Source organism: Stenotrophomonas sp. GL_101 (assembly GCF_057835675.1).
In genome coordinates this window covers 737198-760248 of sequence record NZ_CM174432.1, presented here as the reverse complement: position 1 = coordinate 760248, position 23051 = coordinate 737198, and the positions used below count along the sequence as shown (strand labels likewise).

The following is a 23051-nucleotide window of genomic DNA, read 5'->3' as shown; positions in this document are numbered from 1 at the left end:
CGGTGGTGACCTACCGGGTGATGACCTGCCCGGTAGGTATCGACCGTTGGTCGATACGGGCACGCAGGTCAGCCGGTGTTCTGCACGCCCTGCGATACGCCGTTCACGCACGCCACCAATGCGCGCAGCACGTCGTCGTCCTCGCCGCCGCTGGCCCGCCAGCGCTGCAGCAGGTCCACCTGCAGCACGCTGATCGGATCGATGTAGGGATTGCGCAGGCGGATCGACAGCGCCAGGCGCTGGTCGTGCTGCAGCAGTTCGTCCTGCCCGGTCAGCGCCAGGATCAACGCGCCGGTGCGCTCCAGTTCCTGCTGGATCTGCGGGAAGAAGGTCTCGTGCAGCGGCCCTGACAAGCGCGAGAACTGCTCGGCGATGGTGATGTCGCCCTTGCACAGCACCATCGCGATATCGTCCAGGAAGGTACTGAAGAACGGCCAGTCGCGTGCCATCTCCTGCAGCGTGTCCGCATGCCCGGCGTCGATCGCGGCCTGCAGGCCGCTGCCCACGCCGAACCAGCCTGGTATCACCGCACGCGCCTGGCTCCAGGCGAATACCCACGGAATCGCACGCAGGTTGGTCAATGCCGCATCTTCGCCGAGCCGGCGCGAGGGCCGCGAGCCCAGCGTCATCCGCTCGATCACGTCGATCGGCGTGGCGTGGCGGAAGTACTGCATGAAGCCGCTCTGGCCCACGAATGCGCGGTAGGCATCGGCGCTGGTCTGCGCGACCAGGTCCATCACCGGCCGCCATTGCTGCTCACGTGGCTCGGGCGCGCGCGGTCGCAGGCTGGAGCGCAGCACCGCCGCGGTGGACTGTTCCAGCGACCGCAACGCCAACGCACGGATGCCGTACTTGCGGTGGATCACTTCGCCCTGCTCGGTGACCCGCAGGCGGCCATCGATGCTGCCGCGCGGCGAGGCATCCACCGCATGGGTGGTCTTGCCACCACCGCGGCTGATCGACCCGCCGCGGCCGTGGAAAAAGGTCAGCCGGATGTCGTTCTCCGCCGCCACGTCGAGCAGTTCCACCTGCGCGCGCTGCAGGCCCCAGCGCGAGGCCGCGATACCGCCATCCTTGCCGCTGTCCGAATAACCCAGCATCACCATCTGCACATCACCGCGCGCGGCCAGGTGCGCGCGGTAGACGGGATCGGCCAACAGATCGCGCAGGGTATCGGTACCGCGCTTGAGATCGTCCACGGTTTCAAACAGCGGTGCGATGTCCAACGGCACCGCGCCGCTGTCCTCGACCAGGCCGCCGCGACGGGCCAGCGCCAACACCGCCAGCACGTCGCTGCGGTCGTGCGCCATGGAGATGATGTAACTGCCCAGCGCATCGGCACCGTGGCGGCGACGGGCATCGGCCAGCGCGGCAAACACCGCGTCCAGGCGCGCGCCAGCGTCGTCAGTACTGGCCGGGAGGGTCTGCGCGCCGCTGGAAAACGGCGCCAGCCGCGCCGCGCGCGCGATCGCATCGGCACCGTCCCAGGCGTCCTGGCCGTCCAGTACGCTGGCCAGCGCGCGCCCGTGCACGCTGGATTCCTGGCGCACGTCCAGCCGCGCCAGGTGGAAACCGAAGGTGCGCACGCGCCACAGCAGCCGGCGCACCGCGAACCCGCCGGCATGGTCGCCCTTGTTGGCGTGCAGGCTGGCCAGGATCAGTTCGAGGTCCTGTTCCAGTTCCTGCGGCGAGGCATACGCACCGTCATCATCATCGAGCGTGGCCTGCACGCGCGCGCGCATGCGGTCGTTGAGCAGCCGATAGGGCATGTCGGCATGGCGCGGGCGCGAGGTGACCTGCGGCAGCAGCTGCAGATAATGCGCCACGCGGGCCTGCAGCGCGTCGCTCACTGCAATGCGTTCGGTGGACTGGCTGAGCAGGCTGGCCAGCTGCAGCAGGTCTTTCTGGTAACGGCCCAGTACCGCCTGGCGCTGCGCATCCAGGGTATGCCGGAGGGTGCCGGCATCCACGTTCGGGTTGCCGTCCATGTCCCCGCCCACCCAGGTACCGAAGCGCAGCAGGCGCGGCAGCGGCAGGTCTTCACCATAGGTGTCCAGCAGGGCCTGCTGCAGCGATTCGTACAACACCGGAATCACCCGGTACAGCACCTGCACCAGGTAGAAGCCAACATGCTCGCGCTCATCGTCCACGCTCGGACGTACCGGTGAAGAATCGGTGGTCTGCCACGACGCGGTCAGCGCCATGCGGAAGCGCGCGGCATCGGCGGCGGCCTCGCCCGGGGTGCGCTGGCCATCGAGGTTGTCGACCAGGCTGGCCACCATCAGCTGCTCTTTTTCCAGCAGCGCGCGGCGTACCGCTTCGGTGGGATGGGCGGTGAACACCGGCTCGATGTCGATGCGCGGCAGCCACTCGCCCAACTCGGCCAGGGTGACCCCTTGTGCTTTCAGTTTCTGCAGCGCGTCCTGCAATCCATCCGGCTGCGGCGCGGCCGTACCGGCCCGCTGGTAGTCGCGGCGGCGGCGAATGCGATGCACGCGCTCGGCGATGTTGACCACCTGGAAGTAGGTACTGAAGGCCCGCACCATCGCTTCGGCACGCTCCGGCGGAAGCCCGGTGAGTGCGTCGTTGAGATCGGACAACGGGGCGGCGCTCTCGCGGCGGGCAATGGCGCGCGTGCGCACCTGTTCCACGTCTTCCAGGAACTGCGTGGACACCTGTTCGGCGAGCAGGTCGCCGACCAGTGCGCCGAGTCGGCGCACGTCATCACGCAGGGGAATATCGGGAGTGGCAAATACGATGCTGCTGCGGTACTCGTTCATCTGCGACGCACTGGCCTGAAGGAACGGAATCGCCCAAGCCTACCGCAGATCACCGTGGATGCTGCGTTGCAAAAATGGTTTCATCTGCAGATATCTCCCCGTAGAGCCGACCGTTGGTCGGCTGTTCTTTCGGATCGTGCGCAGAGCAGCCGACCAACGGTCGGCGCTACCTTGGGCGGTGGGATCGTGCGCAGAGCAGCCGACCAACGGTCGGCTCTACGTCAGCGCGATGGCGGCTTGCCCGGGCCTACCGTCTGCTCCAGCCAGCGCTCGCTCTCGGCCAGCATGGTCATGATCGATTCGCGCGCGCGGTAGGCGTGCGATTCGTTGGGCAGCATCACCAGCCGCGCGGTACCACCCAGGCCTTTGACCGCGGCGAACATGCGCTCGCTCTGGATCGGGAAGGTGCCGGAATTGTTGTCGTCCACGCCGTGGATGAACAGGATCGGGTCCTTGATCTTGTCGGCGTAGTTGAACGGCGCCATCGTCTGGTACACGTCCTGCGCCTGCCAGTAATTGCGCTCTTCAGCCTGGAAACCGAATGGCGTGAGGCTGCGGTTGTAAGCACCGCTGCGTGCGATACCGGCCTTGAACAGGCGCGTATGCGCCAGCAGGTTGGCGGTCATGAACGCGCCGTAGGAATGCCCGCCGATGGCGATATGGTCGCGGTCGGTGACGCCCCGGCGCACGACTTCGTCCACCGCCGCCTCGGCGTTGGCGATCAGCTGCGGCAGGTAGGTATCGTTGGGTTCCTTGTCGCCCTCACCGATGATTGGCATCGACGGGCTGACCAGCACCGCATAGCCCTTGGCCAGGAATGCCTGCGGGCCCCAGTAACTGATCGCGTTGAAACGGTACGGCGAATCGGTGACCTGGCTGGCGGCCGCGGCCGTCTTGAACTCACCCGGGTAGGCCCACATCAGCAGCGGCAGCGGGCCGTTCTTCTTCGCGTTGTACGCCGGTGGCAGCATCAAGGTGGCGGTCAGGTCGACACCATCGTTGCGCTTGTAGCGGATCTGCTCCTTGCTCACGCCGCGCAGCTGCGGCAGTGGATGCGGGAAATGGGTCAGGGCACGCGGGGTGGCGCTCGCATCGGTGAGCGACTGCACATAGATATTGGCCGGCTCATCGGGCGATTCGCGGGTCAGCAGCAGCGACGTGCCTTCCTGGTCCAGCAGCGCCACCGGTGCGGCGTAGGTCGGCGCCTGCGAGTGGAACAGGCGCGTGGCCTGTTTGCTGCCCAGGTCGAAACGGTCCACGAACGGGCGATCGCCTTCGGGTGACGCCCCCTGGCCGTACAGGAAGATGCTGCGCCCATCGGCGCTGATCTGCAGTCGTGAGCGACCGTTGACATCACTCACCAGGCCCGGCCGGCCCGGGTCGTTGTAGCGGTCCTGCGAGGAACGCTCGGACAGCAGTTCCGGGGCCTGTTCGGGCTGGTCCGGCGCGATGCGCCACTGCTTGACCTGGCGGTTCTTCCACCACGATTCATTGAGCAGGGCCAGGTCGCCCCGGCCCCACTGGATGCCGGCGTAACGACTGCCCAGCTGGGCCAGGGTGAGCGGCGGCTTGTCGAACGGCGCGGCCTGCATCAGCACCGCATCGCGCACCTTGGCCGCGCGGTTGGGATCGCCGCCGTCCTGGGCTTCGGCCCACACCAGGGTAGCCGGCGCATCGGCGCGCCAGTCGATCCGACGCACGCCGGTGGCGACCGCGTCGTTGCCGGTCGGCAGGCCTTCCACCAGCGGCAGGCTGGCCACGGTGTGCTCAAGCGTGCCGTCGACGGCGGACAGCACTTCAATGCGGCGCGGGAAGGCGCCGACCGGCACCAGGTAGGAATACGGACGCACTACCCGTTCGCTGAGCAGGTAGCGGCCATCCGGTGACACGCTCATGTCCAGGTAGACGCCGCCGATGGACAGCGGCGTGGTGACCCCGTTGAGGGTGACCCGCGCCGGCTGCGCGCTGGCGTAGTAATCGAACTGGCGTGCATCGGCCTCATTGCTGAGCAGGTCCTGGTAGGTGCGGATCGCGCGGACCCCGGCGTCGGCCTGGGTCTGCTGGATCGCCGGACCGCTGGGAACACCGCCAGTGCCCGGTGCCGGGCCGGAGCCCTTGCGCTGCTGCATCACCAGCAGGCCGCGACTGTCGGGCAGCCAGCGGTACCCCGTGTCCATCACCGTGTTGAGATCGGCCAACAGGCGGCGCGCCGACCCGGCGGCCACATCGACGATCCACAGTTCATTGGCGCCGCTGGCCGCGTGCACCTGGTTGAAGGCCAGGTACTGCTGGTCCGGCGACCAGGCCATGCTGGCAACCGACAACGGCTGCGGCAGGCCGCTGATCTGGCGCTCCTTGCCGTCGGCCACGTTCATCAACCACACCCTGTTGCCGAAGCTGAAACGGCTGGAAGAATGCGTGGCCGGGTTGATGCGCAGGCCGGCCAGCTTCAGCTCGGGCTGGGCCACCTCGGCAATCGACGGCAGCGACGGGGTCTGCAGCAGTGCGGCGATGTCACGGCGTGGCGACAGGCTCAGGGTCGGTGCGCGCGGCGCGTCGACCACTGCCTGCAGCGCGGCCGATGGCAGCTCGTAGCCCTGCGCGCCCTTGGCCACGGCCAGCGGCGGGCGCTGCGCCGTGCCGGCCGCCGGTGCCGCCAGCGCCAATGGGGCCACGGCCAACAAGGCCATGCCCACGATCAACCTGCTGCCCCAGCGCGCACCGCGCCGACGATCACTGCCTGTCATCTTCCTACCCCATGCCGATGCAAACCTTGGACCTTAACAGCCGGGCGCCGATCGCCCCCCTGCCGATGGTTGGGGGACCCCGCAGATTCATGCCATCGCAACGCGCCGCGATATAATGGGTGACCCTCCACCGAGGGGCGCTGCGACCGTTCCAGACCCTGTCTGGCCGGCCAGGCTCGGTGGCTGGACTGGTTCCAACGGCGCCCGGCGATTGCGAGTTTTTCTTGTTGGGCGTGCGCCTGTAGCTGGGTCTGCGCTTGATGAGCAACACTCGTCACTACCGGAGCTTATGCATGAACGCTGTTGCCAAGACCTTCTCCACCGAAGGTGATTACAAGATTGCCGATATCTCGCTGGCCGATTGGGGCCGCAAGGAACTGGACATCGCCGAGCACGAGATGCCGGGCCTGATGTCGATCCGCCGCAAGCACGCCGCCACCCTGCCGCTGAAGGGCGTGCGTGTGACCGGCTCGCTGCACATGACCATCCAGACCGCGGTGCTGATCGAGACCCTGAAGGACATCGGCGCCGACGTGCGCTGGGCGTCCTGCAACATCTTCTCGACCCAGGACCACGCCGCTGCGGCAATCGCCGCCACCGGCACCCCGGTGTTTGCCTGGAAGGGCGAGTCGCTGGAGGAATACTGGGACTGCACGCTGGACGCGCTGACCTTCACCCTGGCCGACGGCACCCTGACCGGGCCGGAGCTGGTGGTGGACGACGGTGGTGACGTCACCCTGCTGATCCACAAGGGCTTCGAGCTGGAGAACGGCAGCACCTGGGTCGACGAGAAGGCTGCCTCGCACGAAGAACAGGTCATCAAGGACCTGCTCAAGCGCGTGGCCAAGGAACGACCGGGTTACTGGGCGCGTGTGGTCAAGGACTGGAAGGGTGTCTCCGAAGAGACCACTACCGGCGTGCACCGTCTGTACCAGCTGGCCCAGGCCGGCACGCTGCTGATTCCGGCGATCAACGTCAACGACTCGGTCACCAAGAGCAAGTTCGACAACCTCTACGGCTGCCGCGAGTCGCTGGCCGATGGCCTCAAGCGCGCGATGGACGTGATGCTGGCCGGCAAGGTTGCGGTGGTCTGCGGCTACGGTGACGTGGGCAAGGGCTGCGCCGCTTCGCTGCGTGCCTACGGCGCGCGCGTGGTGGTCACTGAAATCGACCCGATCTGCGCGCTGCAGGCGGCGATGGAAGGCTTTGAGGTCAACACGCTGGAATCCACCCTGGGCCGTGGCGACATCTACGTCACCACCACCGGCAACAAGGACATCATCCGCATCGAGCACCTGGGCGCGATGAAGGACCAGGCCATCGTCTGCAACATTGGTCACTTCGACAATGAGATCCAGGTCGACGCACTCAACGCGCTGGCCGGCGTGCAGAAGATCAACATCAAGCCGCAGGTGGACAAGTACATCTTCGACAACGGCAACGCGATCTTCCTGCTGGCCGACGGCCGCCTGGTGAACCTGGGCTGCGCCACCGGCCACCCGAGCTTTGTGATGTCCAACTCGTTCGCCAACCAGACGCTCGCGCAGATCGACCTGTGGGCCAACAAGGACAGCTACGAGAACAAGGTGTACCTGCTGCCCAAGCAGCTGGACGAGGAAGTGGCGCGCCTGCACCTGGAAAAGATCGGCGTGAAGCTGACCACCCTGAGCAAGGACCAGGCCGATTACATCGGCGTGCCGGTGGAAGGCCCGTACAAGCCGGAGCATTACCGCTACTGATCGGCTGGCCGGTCACTGCGTGTTGAAATGAAGACGGGCGCCGAGAGGCGCCCGTTTTTTTGGTTCTTCTGCCCTGTGGGGGAGAGGTTCACCCGCAGGGCGACAGCAGCTTGCGGCGAGTCCTCGCCGGGCTATGGCGCGAGCGTCCGGGGCCCGTTGGCGGCCGGCAGGCCCTTTCGCAAATGTCCCCCGGCGCCGGCCTGCGGCCGTCACCTCCTCCTTTATTTTGCCAAGGGCCTGCCGACCGCCAACGGGCTCGGCTTGCGGCGGGCGAAGAGCGGTATCCGTGCATGGCGTGGATCTGCGGGTCTGGTTCGGCCGCCGGCATGCTCGAGCGCGGGTGCCACTATCCCTCTGCCCGGGTAGGTCACCACCGTTGGTGGTGACACTGTTCGCCGCAGGCCGGCGCCGGGGGCTTCGCACGCACGGGCATCGGTGTCCGGCGCTCGCCCCACCTGCCGCGTGAACTCACCCACCAATAGCCTCGGTCAAGCCACGCCCGCTGCACGGCGCTACGATGGCATCGCACCCGGCAACAAGGAACCGCCATGACCCCGGCCATCAACCTGCTCAAGAAGCATGGCATTGCGCACACGGTACTGTCTTACCAGCATGACCCCGATGCTGACTCCTATGGCGGCGAGGCCGTGCAGCAGCTGGGGCTGGATCCGGCGCTGGTGTTCAAGACACTGTTGGCCAGCAACGAAAAGCACGAACTGCTGGTGGCGATCGTGCCGGTCAGCGGCACGCTGGATCTGAAGGCGCTGGCCGAGGCTGCCGGCTGCAAGAAGTGCGAGATGGCCGATGTGGAGCAGGCGCAGCGTGCCACCGGCTATCTGGTAGGGGGCATCAGTCCGCTCGGACAGAAGAAGCAACACCGCACCTTTCTGGATGCCAGCGCGCAGGCGCTGCCGGCGGTGCACGTGAGCGCCGGGCGGCGGGGGTTGGAAGTGGCCCTGGCACCGGCGGCGTTGCTGGAACTCACCAGCGGTGTGCTTTCGCCGATCGGCAAGGCGCGATGATCGGCACGCTGTTCGAGCGTCTGTTCGGCGCGTCCCTGCCGCCGCTGCAGGACGGTCGCCCCGGCACCGCACTGCTGCGACCGCTGGGCAGTGGCGACTACGGTCTGCTGCGCGTTGCGGCGGCCACCATCGCGCTCACCCGCGATGCGGCATTGCTGGATGACCTGGCCGCACAGTTGCCGTACGTGGAAGCGGCCCGGGCACGCTACAACAGCGACCCGAAGTGGATCCGCGAACACTACGAACTGGACTTCGTCCTGCGCAAGCTGCGCCACTGGCGTGACCAGGCCGGCTGCCTGTGCCTGCTGTACCCGCACTGGATGCACTACCAGCCCGCGCGCGAGATCAGCAACGGCCACCTGCTGCCCCTCGCCACCGGCACCGCCGACGACGGCTGGGGCGATACCCAGGACGGCACCTGCACGGTATGTGGGCGCGGGTGGCGCTGCACCGACCGTGAGTATCACGCGCCGTGGTGGGAGTGGAACGCACTGCCGATGGCCTGAAGCCGAATGCCCCACCCATGGATGGCGTTACCGGAGCACGTTACGGCCGCCAGTTGGCATTGCTCTCCCAGAACGCCACCGCACGCTGGTACGCCTCCCGGTCCAGCGGCACACCCGAGCCGCCTTCCTCCACCCCCAGCGCGTTGCGCATCATGGTGATCGGCGCCATCGGCACTTCTTCCGGCTCGGCGGTGTAGATGCAACCGACGATGCCCCAGTCGGCCTCGATCGGCGAACCCTCGGCTGCCAGCTGCGCAGCGCTGTACAGGATCACCACCAGGTAGTTCGCACGCGGCGATTCCACGCCCTCGAACCAACGCACCAGCACCGGCAGTTCCTCGCGGTTGCGCGCTTCGTAGCCGGTATGCAGCTGGTGGCGGTTGGCATCGGTGATCGGCACGGTCAGGCAGCGCGTGCTGGTCCAGTTCTCGTACACATGCAACTTGCAGAACGGCGCGTAGCCGTCGAGCACCTTCAGCGGTGCGTGTGCGTTGAGGTGTGCCTGGAACTGCTCGGCACTGCAGTCCTGGATCGTGTTGCCACGGGGAACGCGCGGGAACAGGCGGGGGCGGGCGAACGGGGTGAGAACGATGGACATGGCGCACGCAGCAGGAAAACAGGGGGACAGGGTAACCCGAGCTGCCTGCGGCACTGGCACGGCAGCGGTGACTGCGCCAAGCTCCCGCTCTGACGACCGCAGCGGTGACCTTCATGGACGAGACTTCCTGCTCCCTGCCATGGCTGGCGGCACGGCCACCGGTATGCGCATGAAGCGCGGGCCGATCCGTGCGCTCCGGTGGCTGGGCATCGCCATTGTCATCGCGGCGGCACTGTTGGCGATCGCTATCCGATGGCCGGTCGCGAATGCGCCGTTGCCCGATCCGGCCACGACGCGCCTGCTGAGCAACGTACGCATCATCGACGTCGAGCGGGGCACCGTCGGCGCGCCCACGCGGGTGCTGATCGAAGGCGGCCGGATCACCCGGATCGCCCCGGAGCTGACCGTCCCGGCAGAGGTGCCGGTACTGGACGCCGGCGGGCGCTTTCTGTTGCCCGGCTTCTGGGACATGCATACGCATGCATTCCAGTTGTCCCCGCAGCTGCACTTTCCCCTGTTCGTGGCCAACGGCATCACCGGCACGCGCGACATGATGGATTGCCCACGCGAGCACGACAGCCTCATCGCCTGCGTGGAGGACAAACGTCGCTGGACCGCGCAGGTGGCAGCCGGCCAGCTGAGCGCACCGCGGTTGGTGGAGATGGCCAGCTTCTACTTTGACGATCCGGCGATGACACCTGCCGACGCCGCCCAGCGCGCCGCCATCTTCCACGCCAGGGGGCTGGACACGCTGAAGGTCTACAACCGGCTCCAGCGGCCCATCTACCTGCAACTGGCTACTGATGCCCGGCGCCTGCGCATGCCGCTGGTGGGGCACCTGCCCAAGGCGGTCCCTCTTGAGGAGGCAGTGCAGCAGGGCCAACGCAGTTTCGAGCACGGCCACCTGCTCACCCGTCATTGTTTCAAGGACGCTGCACAGTGGCGCGCAGGGGCCCTGGACCAGTCCCCGCCGACGCTGCTTGCAGAGCGCATGGTCGCTGAGCACGACCCAGCGCGCTGCCAACAGGCCTTCGAGGCGATGCGGCGGGCAGGCAGCTGGTGGATACCCACCCACGTCACCCGCGAGGAAGATGCGCGTGCGACCGACCCGGCGTTCCTGCACGACCCCCGCCTGGAGTACCTCGATCCGCTCTCACGCTGGGCCTATGCCGACGACCTGGCCGCCACTGCGGCACGTTATCCCGGGGAGCGCGGCCAGGCCGCGCTCGAGCGTTACTTCAACCACGGCCTTGCGCTGACGGTAGCGGCGTACCGCGCGGGCGTACCGGTGCTGGTCGGTACCGACACGGCCATCGGTGGGTTCCGTTTCCATGATGAAATGGCACTGCTTGTCCGCGCCGGGCTGTCGCCCGCCGAGGTGTTGCGGGCGGCCACGCTGGATGCCGCCCGTTACGCGGGCATGGAGCACCAGCATGGGTCGGTTGCCGTCGGCAGGGTCGCCGATCTGCTCCTGCTCGACGCCAACCCGCTGCAGGACATCGGCAATACACGCCGCCTCCATGCCGTGCTGCTTGGCGGACGGCTGTACGACCGCCCGCGACTGGATGCATTGCTGCAGTTCAGTGGCGACCAGGCCAACGCGCCGACCCTGTGGGTCAAGCTGCTATGGGGCTTCCTGCGCAGCCCGGTCAGTGCCGAGCTCTGAGGGCACCGTTTACCGCGCCATCCGTTCAGGCAACGCGCGCCCGGCGCAGATCAATGCGGCGGGGGCGCCCGCCCTCTACTTCACATTCATCGCGATGAAGCGATATGATGTTCGCACATCCGCTGCCGCCGCCGCCCATGACCGCCCTCAGCTTCGAGTTCTACCCGCCCAAGACCGATGACCAGCGCGCCCAGCTGGACCGCACCGCCGCCAAACTCAAGGTGTTCGCACCGGAGTACGTGTCGTGTACGTTCGGCGCCGGTGGCTCGACGTTGAGCTACACCTCCGAAACCGTGCGCCACCTCAAGCAGCACCACCGCTTCGAGGCGGCCCCGCACCTGTCCTGCGTGGGCGGCAGCCGCGAGGAGATCCGCGAGCTGCTCAAGCTGTACCGGGCGATCGGCTGCCGCCGCATCGTCGCGTTGCGCGGCGACCTGCCCTCGGGCATGGGCCACCCGGGCGACCTTCGTTACGCCGCCGAGCTGATCAGCTTCATCCGCGCCGAGCACGGCGATGCGTTCCGGATCGAGGTGGGCGCCTACCCGGAAACCCATCCGCAGGCCAACGACGCACTGCTGGACCTGAAGCACTTCAAGGCCAAGATCGATGCCGGTGCCGATGCCGCCATCACCCAGTATTTCTTCAACGCCGATGCGTACTTCCACTTCGTCGATGCAGTACGCAAGCTGGGCGTCAGCGTGCCGATCGTGCCGGGCATCATGCCGATCTCCAACTTCAGCCAGCTGCGCCGCTTCTCCGAACAGTGCGGTGCTGAAATTCCGCGCTGGATCGGCAAGAAGATGCAGGCCTACGGCGATGATGCCGAGTCGGTACGCGCGTTCGGGGCCGAGGTGGTGGCCAGCCTGTGCGAGCGGCTGGTGGCCGGTGACGCGCCAGGCCTGCACTTCTACACGCTCAACCTGGCCAAGCCGACCAGCCAGGTGCTGAAGCTGCTGCAAAGTTGAAAATCGGCGTATATCGCTTGCAGATAACGCCGGCCCGGCTACTCTGCTGCGATGAAATCGCTGCTCCTGTCCCTGCTGTTGCTGTTGTGCCTGCCTGCCCCGGCATCGGCGCAGGCGCAACGCGTGAACCGCTGTACCAACGCGCAGGGCCAGACCGTGTTCACCGACCGCCGCTGTGATGCGCTGGGTGCTACCGAACGCATGCCGGTGCGGGCGCCGTCGGTGGGGAACACGGGCATCTACCGCGCCGGCTGCGCGCGGCGGCTGAGCGAGCTGACCGGCCAGATACGCGACGCGGTGAGCCAGCAGGACGTGAACCGGCTCTCGTCGATCTACCTGTGGAGCAATGTTTCCAATGCCACTGCCAACAGCATCATCGGGCGGCTGGAATCGGTGGTGCAGCGGCCGTTGGTGGATATCGCGCCGGTGTATCCGTATCGCGAGGAAAGCGCGCCGATGGAGGCTGCGGCTGAGGCGCCAGTGGGCAGCGATGGACTGCCGCTGCCGGTGGCCGCGCCGAGCCGGCCGCGCCCGGTGGGATTGCGCCTGGAGCAGACCTTGGGCAACAGCGCTACGCCGGCACGCACCGTGTTTGGGCTGCGCCGTCAATACGGGTGTTTCTGGATCACGCTGTAGCGCCGCGGGTAAGGCGTACCGACCAACGGTCGGCACCTACCCGGACCCGGTAGGCATCGACCGTTGGTCGATGCGCGCCATGCCCCCCGCCACCCGGTAGGCATCGACCGTTGGTCGATGCGCGCCAAAGGCGCGGGGGATGACCGCGAATGCCCGGGCAATCAGCCGTTGACGGCCGACGGCCAGAGACTGCCGATCGCGGCGATGCCCTGCGCGCCATGTCGGCGCGCCTCGACGATGTCCTGCGGGTGCAGCCCGCCAAGGGCGTACAACGGCAGCGAGACCTGCTCGCGCAGCTGCTCGAAGGCATCCCAGCCCAGTGCGGGCACATCGGGATGGCTGGCGGTGGCCTGCACCGGGCCGAGTACCGCGAAGTCGCAGCCCAGCCGCTGCGCCGCCTGCAACTGCGCCAGGTCGTGGCAGGAGGCGGCCACCAGCTGGTCGACCGGCAGCGGGCGCTGGGCCAGCGCCAGCAGCTGCTCGCTGCCCAGGTGCACGCCCACACCGAGGCGCCTGGCCAGCGCGATATCGCGGTTGAGCAGCCATTGCACGCGGCCGCGGTGGGCCCCGATGGCCTGTTCGGCCAGCGCGATGCGCGCCGGGCTGGCAGGGGTCCGCAGTTGCACGCGGTTGACCCCGGCGGCCAGCGCCTGGGCCAGCCGTTGATGCCAGTCCCGGTGGGCCTGGTCGTGGTCGGCCTCGGGTTCGGGGGTGATCAGGTAGCGGTCGGGGTGGCGCAGCGCGGCGACTACCGGCAGGTCGGCCGGCGGCATGGAGTAGCGCGACAGTTTGTCCGGGGCGACCCAGGTGATGGCCTGGCCCTCGCGCCCACGCGGGGAGCCCTTCCAGCTGCTGATCCGGCGCACTTCCAGCCGCAGCCGCTTGTCGGGGTAGATCTGTGGGACGTCCATGATCCACTCGCCGATCTCGGCCTCGATGCCCAGCTCTTCGCGCAGCTCGCGCACCAGCGCCTGTTCGGAGGTTTCACCGGGCTCGCGCTTGCCGCCGGGGAATTCCCACAGGCCGGCCATGTCGCTGTTCTCGGTCCGGCGGTTGAGCAGGATGCGGCCGCGGGCGTCGGTGATGACGCCGGCCACGACGTGGATCGATCGTTTGGGAGATGGCATGCCCAGAGCATGCCCAAAGGCACGGGGGGGATGCAATGGCGGCACGTGGCCGGCGCCGGACTCAGCCCGGCGCGCTGGCGATCCGCCAGAGCACGCCGGACGGATCGTGCAGGGTGAAATCGCGCAGTCCCCAGGGGCGGTCCTCGACCGCGCTGCAGGCCACGCCGAACCGGCCAGGCACGTCCTGCGCCTGCAGCTGTGCGTGGACGCCATCGACGTCATCTACTTGCAGGTGCAGCATCAGGTTGTCGGCCAGGGCAGCGACGTAGAAATCCTGCAGGAAGAACGCGCACGTCCCACCCGCCCGGAACCCGCACAGGCCGTCGCCCTGGAATTCCAGCGTGAATCCGATGGCCTGGTAGAACGCCTGCGACACGGCGAAGTCCCTGGCCGGAACAAAGACCTTCAGTTGCTGTGCGTGCCAGCTCGTCATGGAATACCTGCAGAGGGGATGAAGCGCAGCAGCGATGGTATCCCAGCGACACCATCTGTCCCGGCGTCGGCGTCGGCGAACCGCCTCCACGCATGGCATGGATATGACGGGCGCGGCGAGCTCTCCAAAAGGCGCTTGTCCCATGTAAGACGAGAGGTTCACCCACGGGGCGACAGCAGCGTGCGGGGATGTCTTCGCCTGGCTATGGCGCGAGCGTCCGGGCCCCTTGGCGGCCGGCAGGTCCTTGTGCAAATGTCCCCCGGCCGACGCCTGCGGCGACGGCCTCCTCCTTTATTTTGCCAAGGACCTGTCGACCGCCAAGGGGCTCGGCTTGCGGTCCGCGGTAGGTCACCACCGTTGGTGGTGACACTGTTCGCCGCAGGTCGGCGCCGGGGGCGTCGCACGCAAGGGCACCGGGCCCGGAAGAACCCCAAAAAAACCCCGCACCAGGCGGGGTTTTTCAGTGGGTCAGGTCAGCTGACCGTGGCAGTGCTTGTACTTCTTGCCACTGCCGCAGGGGCACGGGTCGTTGCGGCCGACCTTGGGTTCGTCGCGGGTGACCTGGGAGACGCCGTTCTGCAACGCTTCCACGTCGGCCGCTTCTTCGTCGGCGCTGTAGCTGCCAACATCCTGGTGCTGGAACTGCGACTGCAGCAGGCGCGCTTCCACCTGCTGGCGTTCGGCTGCTTCCAGCGCCGCCACTTCTTCTTCGCTGCGGATGCGCACGCGCGCCAGCAGGGTCACCACTTCGCGCTTGACGTTCTCCAGCATTTCCGAGAACAGCTCGAAGGCTTCCTTCTTGTATTCCTGCTTGGGCTGCTTCTGCGCATAACCGCGCAGGTAGATGCCCTGGCGCAGGTAATCCATGCGGGCCAGGTGCTCCTTCCAGCTCTGGTCGAGCACGGTGAGCATCACGTGCTTCTCCAGCGCGCGCATGGTCTCGTCGCCCACGCCGGCTTCCTTCTCGGCGAAGTGCTCGTCCACACGCGTCTGCACCTTTTCGGCGATCGCTTCAGCATCGAGCTCTTCGTGCTGCTTGAGCAGCCCGGTGATGTCCATCTGCAGGCCCAGGTCGGAGGCCAGCGTGGCTTCCAGGCCCGGCAGGTCCCACTGTTCGTCGATCGAGTTGGGCGGCACGAAACGCGCCACGATGTCGTAGATCACATCGCCGCGGATACCGTCCACGTTTTCCTTGACCGACTCGGCGTCCAGCAGTTCGTCGCGCTGGGCGTAGATCACCTTGCGCTGGTCGTTGTTGACGTCGTCGAAGTCCAACAGGTTCTTGCGGATGTCGAAGTTGTGCGCTTCCACCTTGCGCTGCGCCTTTTCGATCTGGCGGCTGACCAGGCGGTCTTCGATGACGTCGTCTTCCTTCATGCCCATCATGCGCATCGCCTTCTGGACCCAGTCCGAGGCGAAGATGCGCATCAGGTTGTCTTCCAGCGACAGGTAGAAGCGGGACGAACCCGGGTCGCCCTGGCGGCCGGAACGGCCGCGCAGCTGGTTGTCGATACGCCGCGATTCGTGGCGCTCGGTGCCCACGATGTGCAGGCCGCCGGCGGCCTTGACTGCTTCATGGCGGGCCAGCCAATCCGCCTTGACCTGGGCGCGCTGCGCGTCGCTGATGTCTTCGCCCAGCTCTTGCAGCTGCGCTTCCAGCGAGCCACCGAGCACGATGTCGGTACCACGGCCGGCCATGTTGGTGGCGATGGTGACCGCACCGGGCATGCCGGCGTTGGCGATGATGGTCGCTTCGCGATCATGCTGCTTGGCGTTGAGCACTTCGTGGTGCACACCGGCCTTGCGCAGGTGCTCGGACAGCATCTCCGAGGTTTCGATCGAGGTGGTACCCACCAGCACCGGCTGGCCCCGCGCGTTGCATTCCTGGATGTCGGCCAGCACGGCGTTGAACTTGCCGTTGCGGTTGAGGAACACCTGGTCCGAGCCGTCCTTGCGGATGGTCGGGCGGTTGGTCGGGATCACCACCACTTCCAGGTTGTAGATGCTCTGGAATTCGTAGGCTTCGGTATCGGCCGTACCGGTCATGCCGGACAGCTTCTTGTACATGCGGAACAGGTTCTGGAAGGTGATGCTGGCCAGGGTCTGGTTCTCGCGCTGGACCGGCACGCCTTCTTTTGCTTCCACGGCCTGGTGCAGGCCATCGGACCAGCGGCGGCCGGCCAGGGTGCGGCCGGTGAACTCATCAACGATCACCACTTCACCGTCGCGCACGATGTAATCCACGTCGCGCTGGTAGATGGCATGCGCGCGCAGCGCGGCATTGAGATGGTGCACCACGGTCAGGTTCTGCGCGGCGTACAGGCCTTCGGTCTCGGCGTTGAGGATGCCGGCCTCGACCAGCAGCGCCTCGGCGTGCTCCATGCCCGCTTCGGACAGGTGCACCTGCTTGCCCTTCTCGTCGACCCAGAAGTCGCCCTCGCCTTCCTCGGCCTCCTGCTTGATCAGGCTCGGCACCACGCGGTTGACGCGGATGTACAGCTCGGGGGAATCGTCGGCCGGGCCGGAGATGATCAGCGGGGTACGCGCTTCATCGATCAGGATCGAGTCGACTTCATCGACGATGGCGTAATGCAGGCCGCGCTGGTGGCGGTCGGCGCGCGACAGCGCCATGTTGTCGCGCAGGTAGTCGAAGCCGAATTCGTTGTTGGTGCCGTAGGTGATGTCGCTGGCATAGGCCTCGCGCTTGTCGCCGTGCGGCATGCCCGGGTAGACCACGCCCACGCTCATGCCCAGCCAGTTGTACAGCTTGCCCATCTGCGCCGAGTCTCGGCGGGCCAGGTAGTCGTTCACGGTGACCACGTGCACGCCCTTGCCTTCCAGCGCGTTCAGGTAGACCGGCAGCGTGGCCACCAGGGTCTTGCCTTCACCGGTGCGCATTTCGGCGATCTTGCCCAGGTGCAGGACCATGCCGCCGATCAACTGGACGTCGTAGTGGCGCATGCCCAGCACGCGGCGGCTGGCCTCACGGCAGACCGCGAAGGCTTCCGGCAGCACCTTGTCCAGGGCTTCACCGTCAGCGATGCGCTGCTTGAACTCCGGGGTCTTGGCCTTGAGCTGCTCGTCGGAGAGCTTTTCGATTTCCGGCTCCAACGCATTGACCTTGGCGACGATGCGGTTGAGCTGGCGCAGCTGTCGTTCATTACGACTGCCGAAGACGCGGGTAAGCAGGCTGTTGATCATTGAAGGAACCGGTTGGAATGAGACGCCCCAACGGCGAGGCTTCCCCTGAGGAGCGCTCGGCCGCAAACGAAACAGGGCGCACTGCGCCCTGTCTATGGCAATACCCATTGTAGCTTGGGACGGGGGGCTGGCGTTTCAACCACCCCCCTTCGACGCGAACGTCGCGATCAGCCGCGTGAAACGCGCCCGACCGGGGTATTGCCGCCGTCACCGAGGAACTTGCGCGGATTGACCACCTGGCCGCGCTCCCACACCTCGAAATGCACGTGGGCACCGGTGGAACGGCCCGTGGAACCGGCCTTGGCCACTTCCTGGCCGGCCCGGACCAGATCACCCGGCTTCACCACCAGGCGCGAATTGTGCGCGTAGCGGGTGACATAGCCGTTGCCGTGGTCCACATCGACCACGTTGCCGTAGCCGCCCTTCACGCCGGCAAAGCTGACCACGCCGTCGGCCACGGACATCACCGGGTCGCCGACCTTGGCGTGGAAGTCCATGCCCTTGTGGGTGGCCGCACCGCGACCGAACGGATCGCTGCGGGTGCCGAAGTTGGAGGTGATGTAGGTGTTGCGGATCGGCATGCGCGAGGGCACGGCGTTCTGTTCGAGCTGGTGGTCGAACATCAGCGATTCCATCACCGACAGCTGACGGCCGGACGCAGCAAAGCGCTGCTCCAGCACCTGTAAGTCGGCATTGACCGCGCTGACCGGGATATCCTGGGTCGGGCCGGGCTCGCCTTCACCGAGGCCAGGGGTCTCGTTGAAGTCGAATTCGCCGTCTTCCAGCTTGCCCATCTGGGTGAGCCGTTCGCCAAGGGCGTTGAGACGGGTGGCCTGGGCCTGCAGCTCGCCCATCCGCGCGGCCAGCGCGTTGACCTGGGTCTGAGCGTCTTTCTGGGCCTGCGCCAGCTCGCGTTCCTGCTGGGCGACCTTGGCGTGGAGCCGGGAATCATTGAACATGCTGCCACCGATACCGGCACCGAAGCCGATCAGGCAGCCCAGCCCCAGGACACTGCCCAGCAGGGCGCGGGGTGAATCTTCGAAGTAGAAACGCAAACGCGCCAGGGGCGTCTTGGCCTTTCCTTCACGCGTTTTGATTACGATCTTTTTGAATGCCATCAGTGAGTTTTCATGTCTGAGCCGAAATCCAGTACCCGTCCCCCATCAACACCGAAGCCGGCGCTGGATGTGGTCATGGCGGACAAAGCCGGTAACCCGCTGCGCCGTGCCTTGTGGCTCGACGCGCTGGACCGTCAATTGCGCCCCCATTTGCCGCCTGCACTGGCCACCCGTTGCCGGCTGGCGAATGTAAACGGCGAGCACCTCGTTTTTCTCGTCGAATCTCCCGTGTGGCACGCCAAGCTGAGGCTTGCCGAAGCACAGTTGATCGACGCGGCCCGGTCCATCGGGCTGAAGGTCACCAAGGTGACCGTCAAAACCGCGCCTGCCGCTCCTCCACGCTCCCCAGCGATCGATAACAGGAATGGCCCCCACGCAGTTTCAGCCGCCACGCACAAAGGGCTACGCGACGCGTTGGCCTGCTTCGACGATCTGGACGAGACCAAATCCTGAAAGCATCGGGGCATCCGGCCCCTTCCCCGACGCGTCACGAACACGTGAACTTGTCAGGGAACCGGTCAGCACTGTAGCCGTGGAACCGCGCCGAGTCGTTAGTGTTTTATTAAAAAGTCGTTAAATTCAGCAAGAAGCTCGATCAGGTTCACAATTCCGTGACCCACGTCCGCACACGGTTCATTGACATCAAGGTCATCTGGCCTTAATCCCACAACAGTGGCCTGAAACGAAAAACGGCGCCTGGGCGCCGTTTTTTATCCTTTAAAATCATAAACTTACCGCGACACCGGCGACTCAGGCGTAGGCCGGCATGCTGTAGACCACCGGCGCGGTCGCGGCGGCTGCGTCGTAACTGACCCATTCCCAGGCACTGGCATCGGCCATCAGGGCCCGTACCAGCTTGTTGTTAAGCGCATGGCCGGACTTGAAGCCCTCATAGGCGCCCAGCACCTGGCCGCCGGCCAGGTACAGGTCGCCGATCGCATCGAGGATCTTGTGGCGCACGAACTCGTCGGCGTAGCGCAGGCCGTCTTCGTTGAGCACGCGGAATTCGTCGAGCACGATGGCATTGTCCATCGACCCGCCCAGGCCCAGGTTGCGCTCGCGCATGTACTCCAGGTCGCGCATGAACCCGAAGGTGCGCGCGCGGGAGATTTCCTTGGTGTAGGCAGCCGTGGAGAACTCGATCTCCGCACGCGACTGCTTGTCCGGGATCATCGGATGGTTGAACTGGATGGTGAAACCGAGCTTGTAGCCTTCATACGGCTCGAAGCGGGCGACCTTGTCGCCTTCGGTGACTTCCACCGTCTTGAGAATGCGGATGAAACGCTTGGGGGCGTCCTGTTCGGCGATACCTGCCGACTGCAGCAGGAACACGAACGGACCGGAGGAGCCGTCCATGATCGGCAGCTCGGCCGAGGACAGTTCCACGATGATGTTGTCCACGCCCAGGCCGGCCAGGGCCGACATCAGGTGTTCGACCGTCTGGATCTTGGCCTCGTGGTAGGTCAGGCCGGTGCACAGGGTGACCTCGGTGACCAGGTCGGCACGCGCCGGGACTTCCACCACCGGATCCAGGTCGACCCGACGGAACACGATGCCATGGTTGACCGGGGCCGGGCGCAGGGTCATGTAGACCTTGTCACCGCTGTGCAGGCCAACGCCGGTGGCGCGGATCGTGTTCTTGAGGGTGCGTTGCGGAATCATGGGAGGGGGACCGGAAGAGCGCGCTGTCAGCGCGGCAATGACAAACAAGAATAACACGCAGTACCACTGCCCCTTTCTGAACCATGGGGCGGGCAGCAGACTGCCGGGCCGATCCTGGCCCGGCAGCAAGGGACATGGAGGCGCCTACCGGGGAGGACAAGACCCCGGCATGCAACCCTCAGTCCGCCTGGCGGCGCAGGAACGCCGGGATGTCCAGGTAATCGTTGGGCAGCTCGGCAGCGGCCGGGCCGGAGGACGACGGTGCCGACGCAGCCGGGGTGTCCGCACTCGGACGACGCAGGCCCAGGCCCATGCCGCCCACGGCCTTGGAGACGGCATCACCGCCGTTGTCGAACTCGCCGAACTCCGGCTGGCCGGTGGTCGCGTTGCGGACCAGCTTGATCGGGGCGCGCTCGCCGGGACGCTGGTTCTTGGCCGACGCGACGCGGTTCAGGCCGGTGGCCACCACGGTCACGCGGACTTCGTCCTGCATATCCGGATCCAGCACGGTACCGACCACCACGGTGGCGTCTTCGGACGCGAAGCCATCGATGGTGCGGCCGATCTCGTCGAACTCGGCCATGGTGAAGTCGGCGCCGGCGGTGATGTTGACCAGGATGCCGTTGGCACCGGCCAGGTTCACATCGTCCAGCAGCGGGTTCTGGATGGCCGCTTCGGCGGCGGCCTGGGCACGGTCATCACCGCGGGCGGTACCGGTACCCATCATCGCCAGGCCCATTTCGGACATGACGGTGCGCACATCGGCGAAATCGACGTTGATCAGGCCCGGACGCACGATCAGGTCGGCGATGCCCTGCACGGCGCCCTGGAGGACGTCGTTGGCGGCACGGAAGGCCTGGATCATGGTGGCGTTGCGGCCCAGCACGGTGATCAGCTTTTCGTTGGGGATGGTGATCAGCGAGTCGCAATGCTGGCTCAGCTCTTCAATGCCCTTCAGCGCCACCTGCATGCGGCGACGGCCTTCGAACGGGAACGGCTTGGTGACCACGGCCACGGTCAGGATGCCCATCTCCTTGGCCAGCTGTGCCACCACCGGTGCCGCACCGGTGCCGGTGCCGCCGCCCATGCCGGCGGTGATGAACACCATGTCCGCGCCCTGCAGGGCGTCCATGATGCGCTCGCGGTCTTCCAGCGCAGCCTGGCGGCCCACTTCCGGATTCGCGCCTGCGCCCAGGCCCTTGGTGACGTTGGTACCCAGCTGCAGCTGCAGCTTGGCACCGCAGTTCTTGATCGCCTGCGAGTCGGTGTTGGCGGTGATGAACTCCACGCCGTCCACGTTGGTGTTGACCATGTGCGCCACGGCGTTACCGCCGCCGCCGCCCACGCCGATCACCTTGATCACCGCATTGGGTGCCATCTTTTCAATCAGTTCGAAATGCGCCATGTCCGTGTCCTCGTTGTATCCGCTTGTCGGTGACATGTGTGCTCAAGCATCCTGCTTTTGCGCTGCATGTTGCCGTTGCGGCTGTGTGGGTTGTGTGTTGCCGTGGTGCGTTGCATTGCCGGTGGTGCAACCGGCCGAAGCCGGGTGGTGCAGGTGCCGCGTCAGAATTCGCCGCGGAACCAGGTTTTCAATTTCTTGAACATGCTGCCGGCGCGCCCGGTGGGCAGCGACGGGCGACGCGGGTGTTCGATCTGGCTGCCCATCAGCAGCAGGCCCACACCGGTGGCATGCACCGGGTTGCCGACCACTTCGCCCAGCCCGGTGACGTGCTGCGGGATGCCCACGCGGACCGGCATCTGCAGCATTTCCTCGGCCAGTTCGACCACGCCTTCCATCTTCGAGGCGCCGCCGGTGAGCACCATGCCGGCGCGCACCAATTCCTCGAAGCCGGAGCGGCGCAGTTCGGCCTGCACCATCTCGAAAATTTCCTCGTAACGGCCCTGCACCGCCTGGGCGAGTGCGTGGCGTGGCATCCGGCGCGGCGGACGATCGCCGACGCTGGGTACCTGGATGCTCTCCTCGGCGGTGGCCAGCTGGGCCAGGGCGCAGGCATAGCGCACCTTGATCTGCTCCGCTTCCGGGGTGGGCGTGCGCAGCATGTGCGCGATGTCGTTGGTGACGTGGTCGCCGGCGATCGGCAGCGAGGCGGTATGGCAGATCGCGCCCTGCACGAACACGGCCAGGTCGGTAGTGCCCGCGCCCATGTCCACCAGCACCACGCCCAGCTCGCGCTCGTCGGCGGTCAGCACGGCCACGCTGGAGGCCAGCGAAGACAGCACCAGGTCGTCCACCTGCAGGCCGCAGCGCTGCACGCACTTGGAGATGTTGGCCGCCGCCGACTGCGCGCACACCACCAGGTGCGCGTGCACCTCCAGGCGTACGCCGGTCATGCCGACCGGGTTGCGGATGCCTTCCTGCGAGTCGTCCAGCACGTACTCGCGCGGAATCGCGTGCAGGATCTTCTGGTCGGCCGGGATCGCCACCGCCTTGGCCGCGTCGAGCACCCGGTCCAGGTCGCCCCAGGTCACTTCGCCATCGCGGATCGGCACGATCCCGGGCGAGTTCTTGCACTGCACGTGGTTGCCGGAAATCGAGGCGTACACCGAGCGGATCTCGCAGCCGGCCATCAGCTCGGCTTCCTCGACCGCACGCTGGATCGACTGCACGGTCGATTCGATATCCACCACCACGCCACGCTTGAGACCGCGCGATTCGTGCGAGCCGATGCCGATCACTTCGATGGGATTGCCCGGCGAATACTCACCCACCAGCGCCACCACCTTGGAGGTGCCGATGTCCAGGCCGACGATCAGCGATTTGTCACCCTTGCGATTCATGTCCTGTCCTGCGTCCTTCTTGCCACATTGGCCGGCGCGGCCGGGGCCG

At 66.5% G+C, this 23051-nt stretch carries 17 protein-coding genes and 1 riboswitch; of the genes, 7 read left to right on the top strand and 10 right to left on the bottom strand.

Features of this window, described 5'->3' with window-relative positions; translation table 11 throughout:
- Positions 1-68: 68 nt before the first annotated feature.
- Both ppc and AC3IR9_RS03360 read right to left on the bottom strand, forming a co-directional pair.
- Positions 69-2780 carry a phosphoenolpyruvate carboxylase gene (gene ppc, locus AC3IR9_RS03365; RefSeq protein WP_489294045.1) on the bottom strand — a complete coding sequence of 904 codons (2712 nt, stop codon included), beginning with the start codon at positions 2778-2780 and terminating at the stop codon, positions 69-71.
- Between the two features lie 221 nt (positions 2781-3001).
- Entirely contained in the window at positions 3002-5470 is a 2469-nt protein-coding gene (locus AC3IR9_RS03360) for a S9 family peptidase (RefSeq protein WP_489295683.1), read from the bottom strand.
- 183 nt (positions 5471-5653) lie between these two features.
- Positions 5654-5740: riboswitch (S-adenosyl-L-homocysteine riboswitch) on the top strand.
- Between the two features lie 80 nt (positions 5741-5820).
- Here AC3IR9_RS03360 and ahcY point away from each other — a divergent pair.
- The 3 genes from ahcY (at position 5821) to AC3IR9_RS03345 (ending at position 8794) form a co-directional block, all read left to right on the top strand.
- Complete coding sequence (gene ahcY / locus AC3IR9_RS03355) at positions 5821-7266, top strand: adenosylhomocysteinase (RefSeq protein ID WP_489294043.1); 1446 nt, start codon at positions 5821-5823, stop codon at positions 7264-7266.
- A gap of 548 nt (positions 7267-7814) precedes the next feature.
- A complete protein-coding gene (gene ybaK, locus AC3IR9_RS03350; protein WP_489294042.1) occupies positions 7815-8288 on the top strand; it encodes a Cys-tRNA(Pro) deacylase in 474 nt (157 codons plus the stop codon).
- Complete coding sequence (locus tag AC3IR9_RS03345; protein WP_489294041.1) at positions 8285-8794, top strand: hypothetical protein; 510 nt, start codon at positions 8285-8287, stop codon at positions 8792-8794. The genes ybaK and AC3IR9_RS03345 overlap by 4 nt, the downstream gene beginning before the upstream one ends.
- Positions 8795-8834: 40 nt before the next feature.
- Here the strand turns inward: AC3IR9_RS03345 and AC3IR9_RS03340 are convergent, their stop codons facing one another.
- Positions 8835-9392 (bottom strand): DUF3228 family protein, encoded by a 558-nt coding sequence (locus tag AC3IR9_RS03340; RefSeq protein WP_489294039.1) that lies wholly within the window; start codon positions 9390-9392, stop codon positions 8835-8837.
- A gap of 169 nt (positions 9393-9561) precedes the next feature.
- On the opposite strand from AC3IR9_RS03340, the gene AC3IR9_RS03335 reads away from it, so the two are divergent.
- The 3 genes from AC3IR9_RS03335 to AC3IR9_RS03325 all read left to right on the top strand — a co-directional run bounded on the left by AC3IR9_RS03335 (position 9562) and on the right by AC3IR9_RS03325 (position 12659).
- Positions 9562-11058: an amidohydrolase family protein gene (locus tag AC3IR9_RS03335; protein ID WP_489294037.1), complete on the top strand. Its 1497-nt coding sequence runs from the start codon at positions 9562-9564 to the stop codon at positions 11056-11058.
- 137 nt (positions 11059-11195) lie between these two features.
- A complete protein-coding gene (gene metF, locus AC3IR9_RS03330) occupies positions 11196-12023 on the top strand; it encodes a methylenetetrahydrofolate reductase [NAD(P)H] (protein ID WP_489295681.1) in 828 nt (275 codons plus the stop codon).
- Positions 12024-12074: 51 nt separating this feature from the next.
- Entirely contained in the window at positions 12075-12659 is a 585-nt protein-coding gene (locus AC3IR9_RS03325) for a DUF4124 domain-containing protein (RefSeq protein WP_489294035.1), read from the top strand.
- A 161-nt stretch (positions 12660-12820) separates the two neighbouring features.
- On the opposite strand, the gene AC3IR9_RS03320 is transcribed toward AC3IR9_RS03325, so the two are convergent.
- The 4 genes from AC3IR9_RS03320 to AC3IR9_RS03305 form a co-directional block, all read right to left on the bottom strand.
- Positions 12821-13786: a Nudix family hydrolase gene (locus AC3IR9_RS03320; protein ID WP_489294033.1), complete on the bottom strand. Its 966-nt coding sequence runs from the start codon at positions 13784-13786 to the stop codon at positions 12821-12823.
- 61 nt (positions 13787-13847) lie between these two features.
- Positions 13848-14219 (bottom strand): VOC family protein, encoded by a 372-nt coding sequence (locus AC3IR9_RS03315; protein WP_489294032.1) that lies wholly within the window; start codon positions 14217-14219, stop codon positions 13848-13850.
- Between the two features lie 468 nt (positions 14220-14687).
- A complete protein-coding gene (secA, locus tag AC3IR9_RS03310; protein WP_489294030.1) occupies positions 14688-17420 on the bottom strand; it encodes a preprotein translocase subunit SecA in 2733 nt (910 codons plus the stop codon).
- A 167-nt stretch (positions 17421-17587) separates the two neighbouring features.
- Positions 17588-18538, bottom strand: a complete 951-nt coding sequence (locus AC3IR9_RS03305; protein ID WP_489294029.1) for a peptidoglycan DD-metalloendopeptidase family protein — start codon at positions 18536-18538, stop codon at positions 17588-17590.
- 12 nt (positions 18539-18550) lie between these two features.
- Here AC3IR9_RS03305 and AC3IR9_RS03300 point away from each other — a divergent pair, with 12 nt between their 5' ends.
- Positions 18551-18991 (top strand): DciA family protein, encoded by a 441-nt coding sequence (locus tag AC3IR9_RS03300; protein ID WP_489294028.1) that lies wholly within the window; start codon positions 18551-18553, stop codon positions 18989-18991.
- A gap of 297 nt (positions 18992-19288) precedes the next feature.
- Here AC3IR9_RS03300 and lpxC read toward each other — a convergent pair whose 3' ends face one another.
- The 3 genes from lpxC to ftsA all read right to left on the bottom strand — a co-directional run bounded on the left by lpxC (position 19289) and on the right by ftsA (position 23002).
- Positions 19289-20200, bottom strand: coding sequence for a UDP-3-O-acyl-N-acetylglucosamine deacetylase (gene lpxC / locus AC3IR9_RS03295; RefSeq protein WP_489294027.1), 912 nt, complete (start codon positions 20198-20200; stop codon positions 19289-19291).
- Positions 20201-20378: 178 nt separating this feature from the next.
- Positions 20379-21605, bottom strand: coding sequence for a cell division protein FtsZ (gene ftsZ / locus AC3IR9_RS03290; RefSeq protein ID WP_489295680.1), 1227 nt, complete (start codon positions 21603-21605; stop codon positions 20379-20381).
- A 161-nt stretch (positions 21606-21766) separates the two neighbouring features.
- A complete protein-coding gene (gene ftsA, locus AC3IR9_RS03285) occupies positions 21767-23002 on the bottom strand; it encodes a cell division protein FtsA (RefSeq protein ID WP_017355446.1) in 1236 nt (411 codons plus the stop codon).
- Positions 23003-23051: the final 49 nt, after the last annotated feature.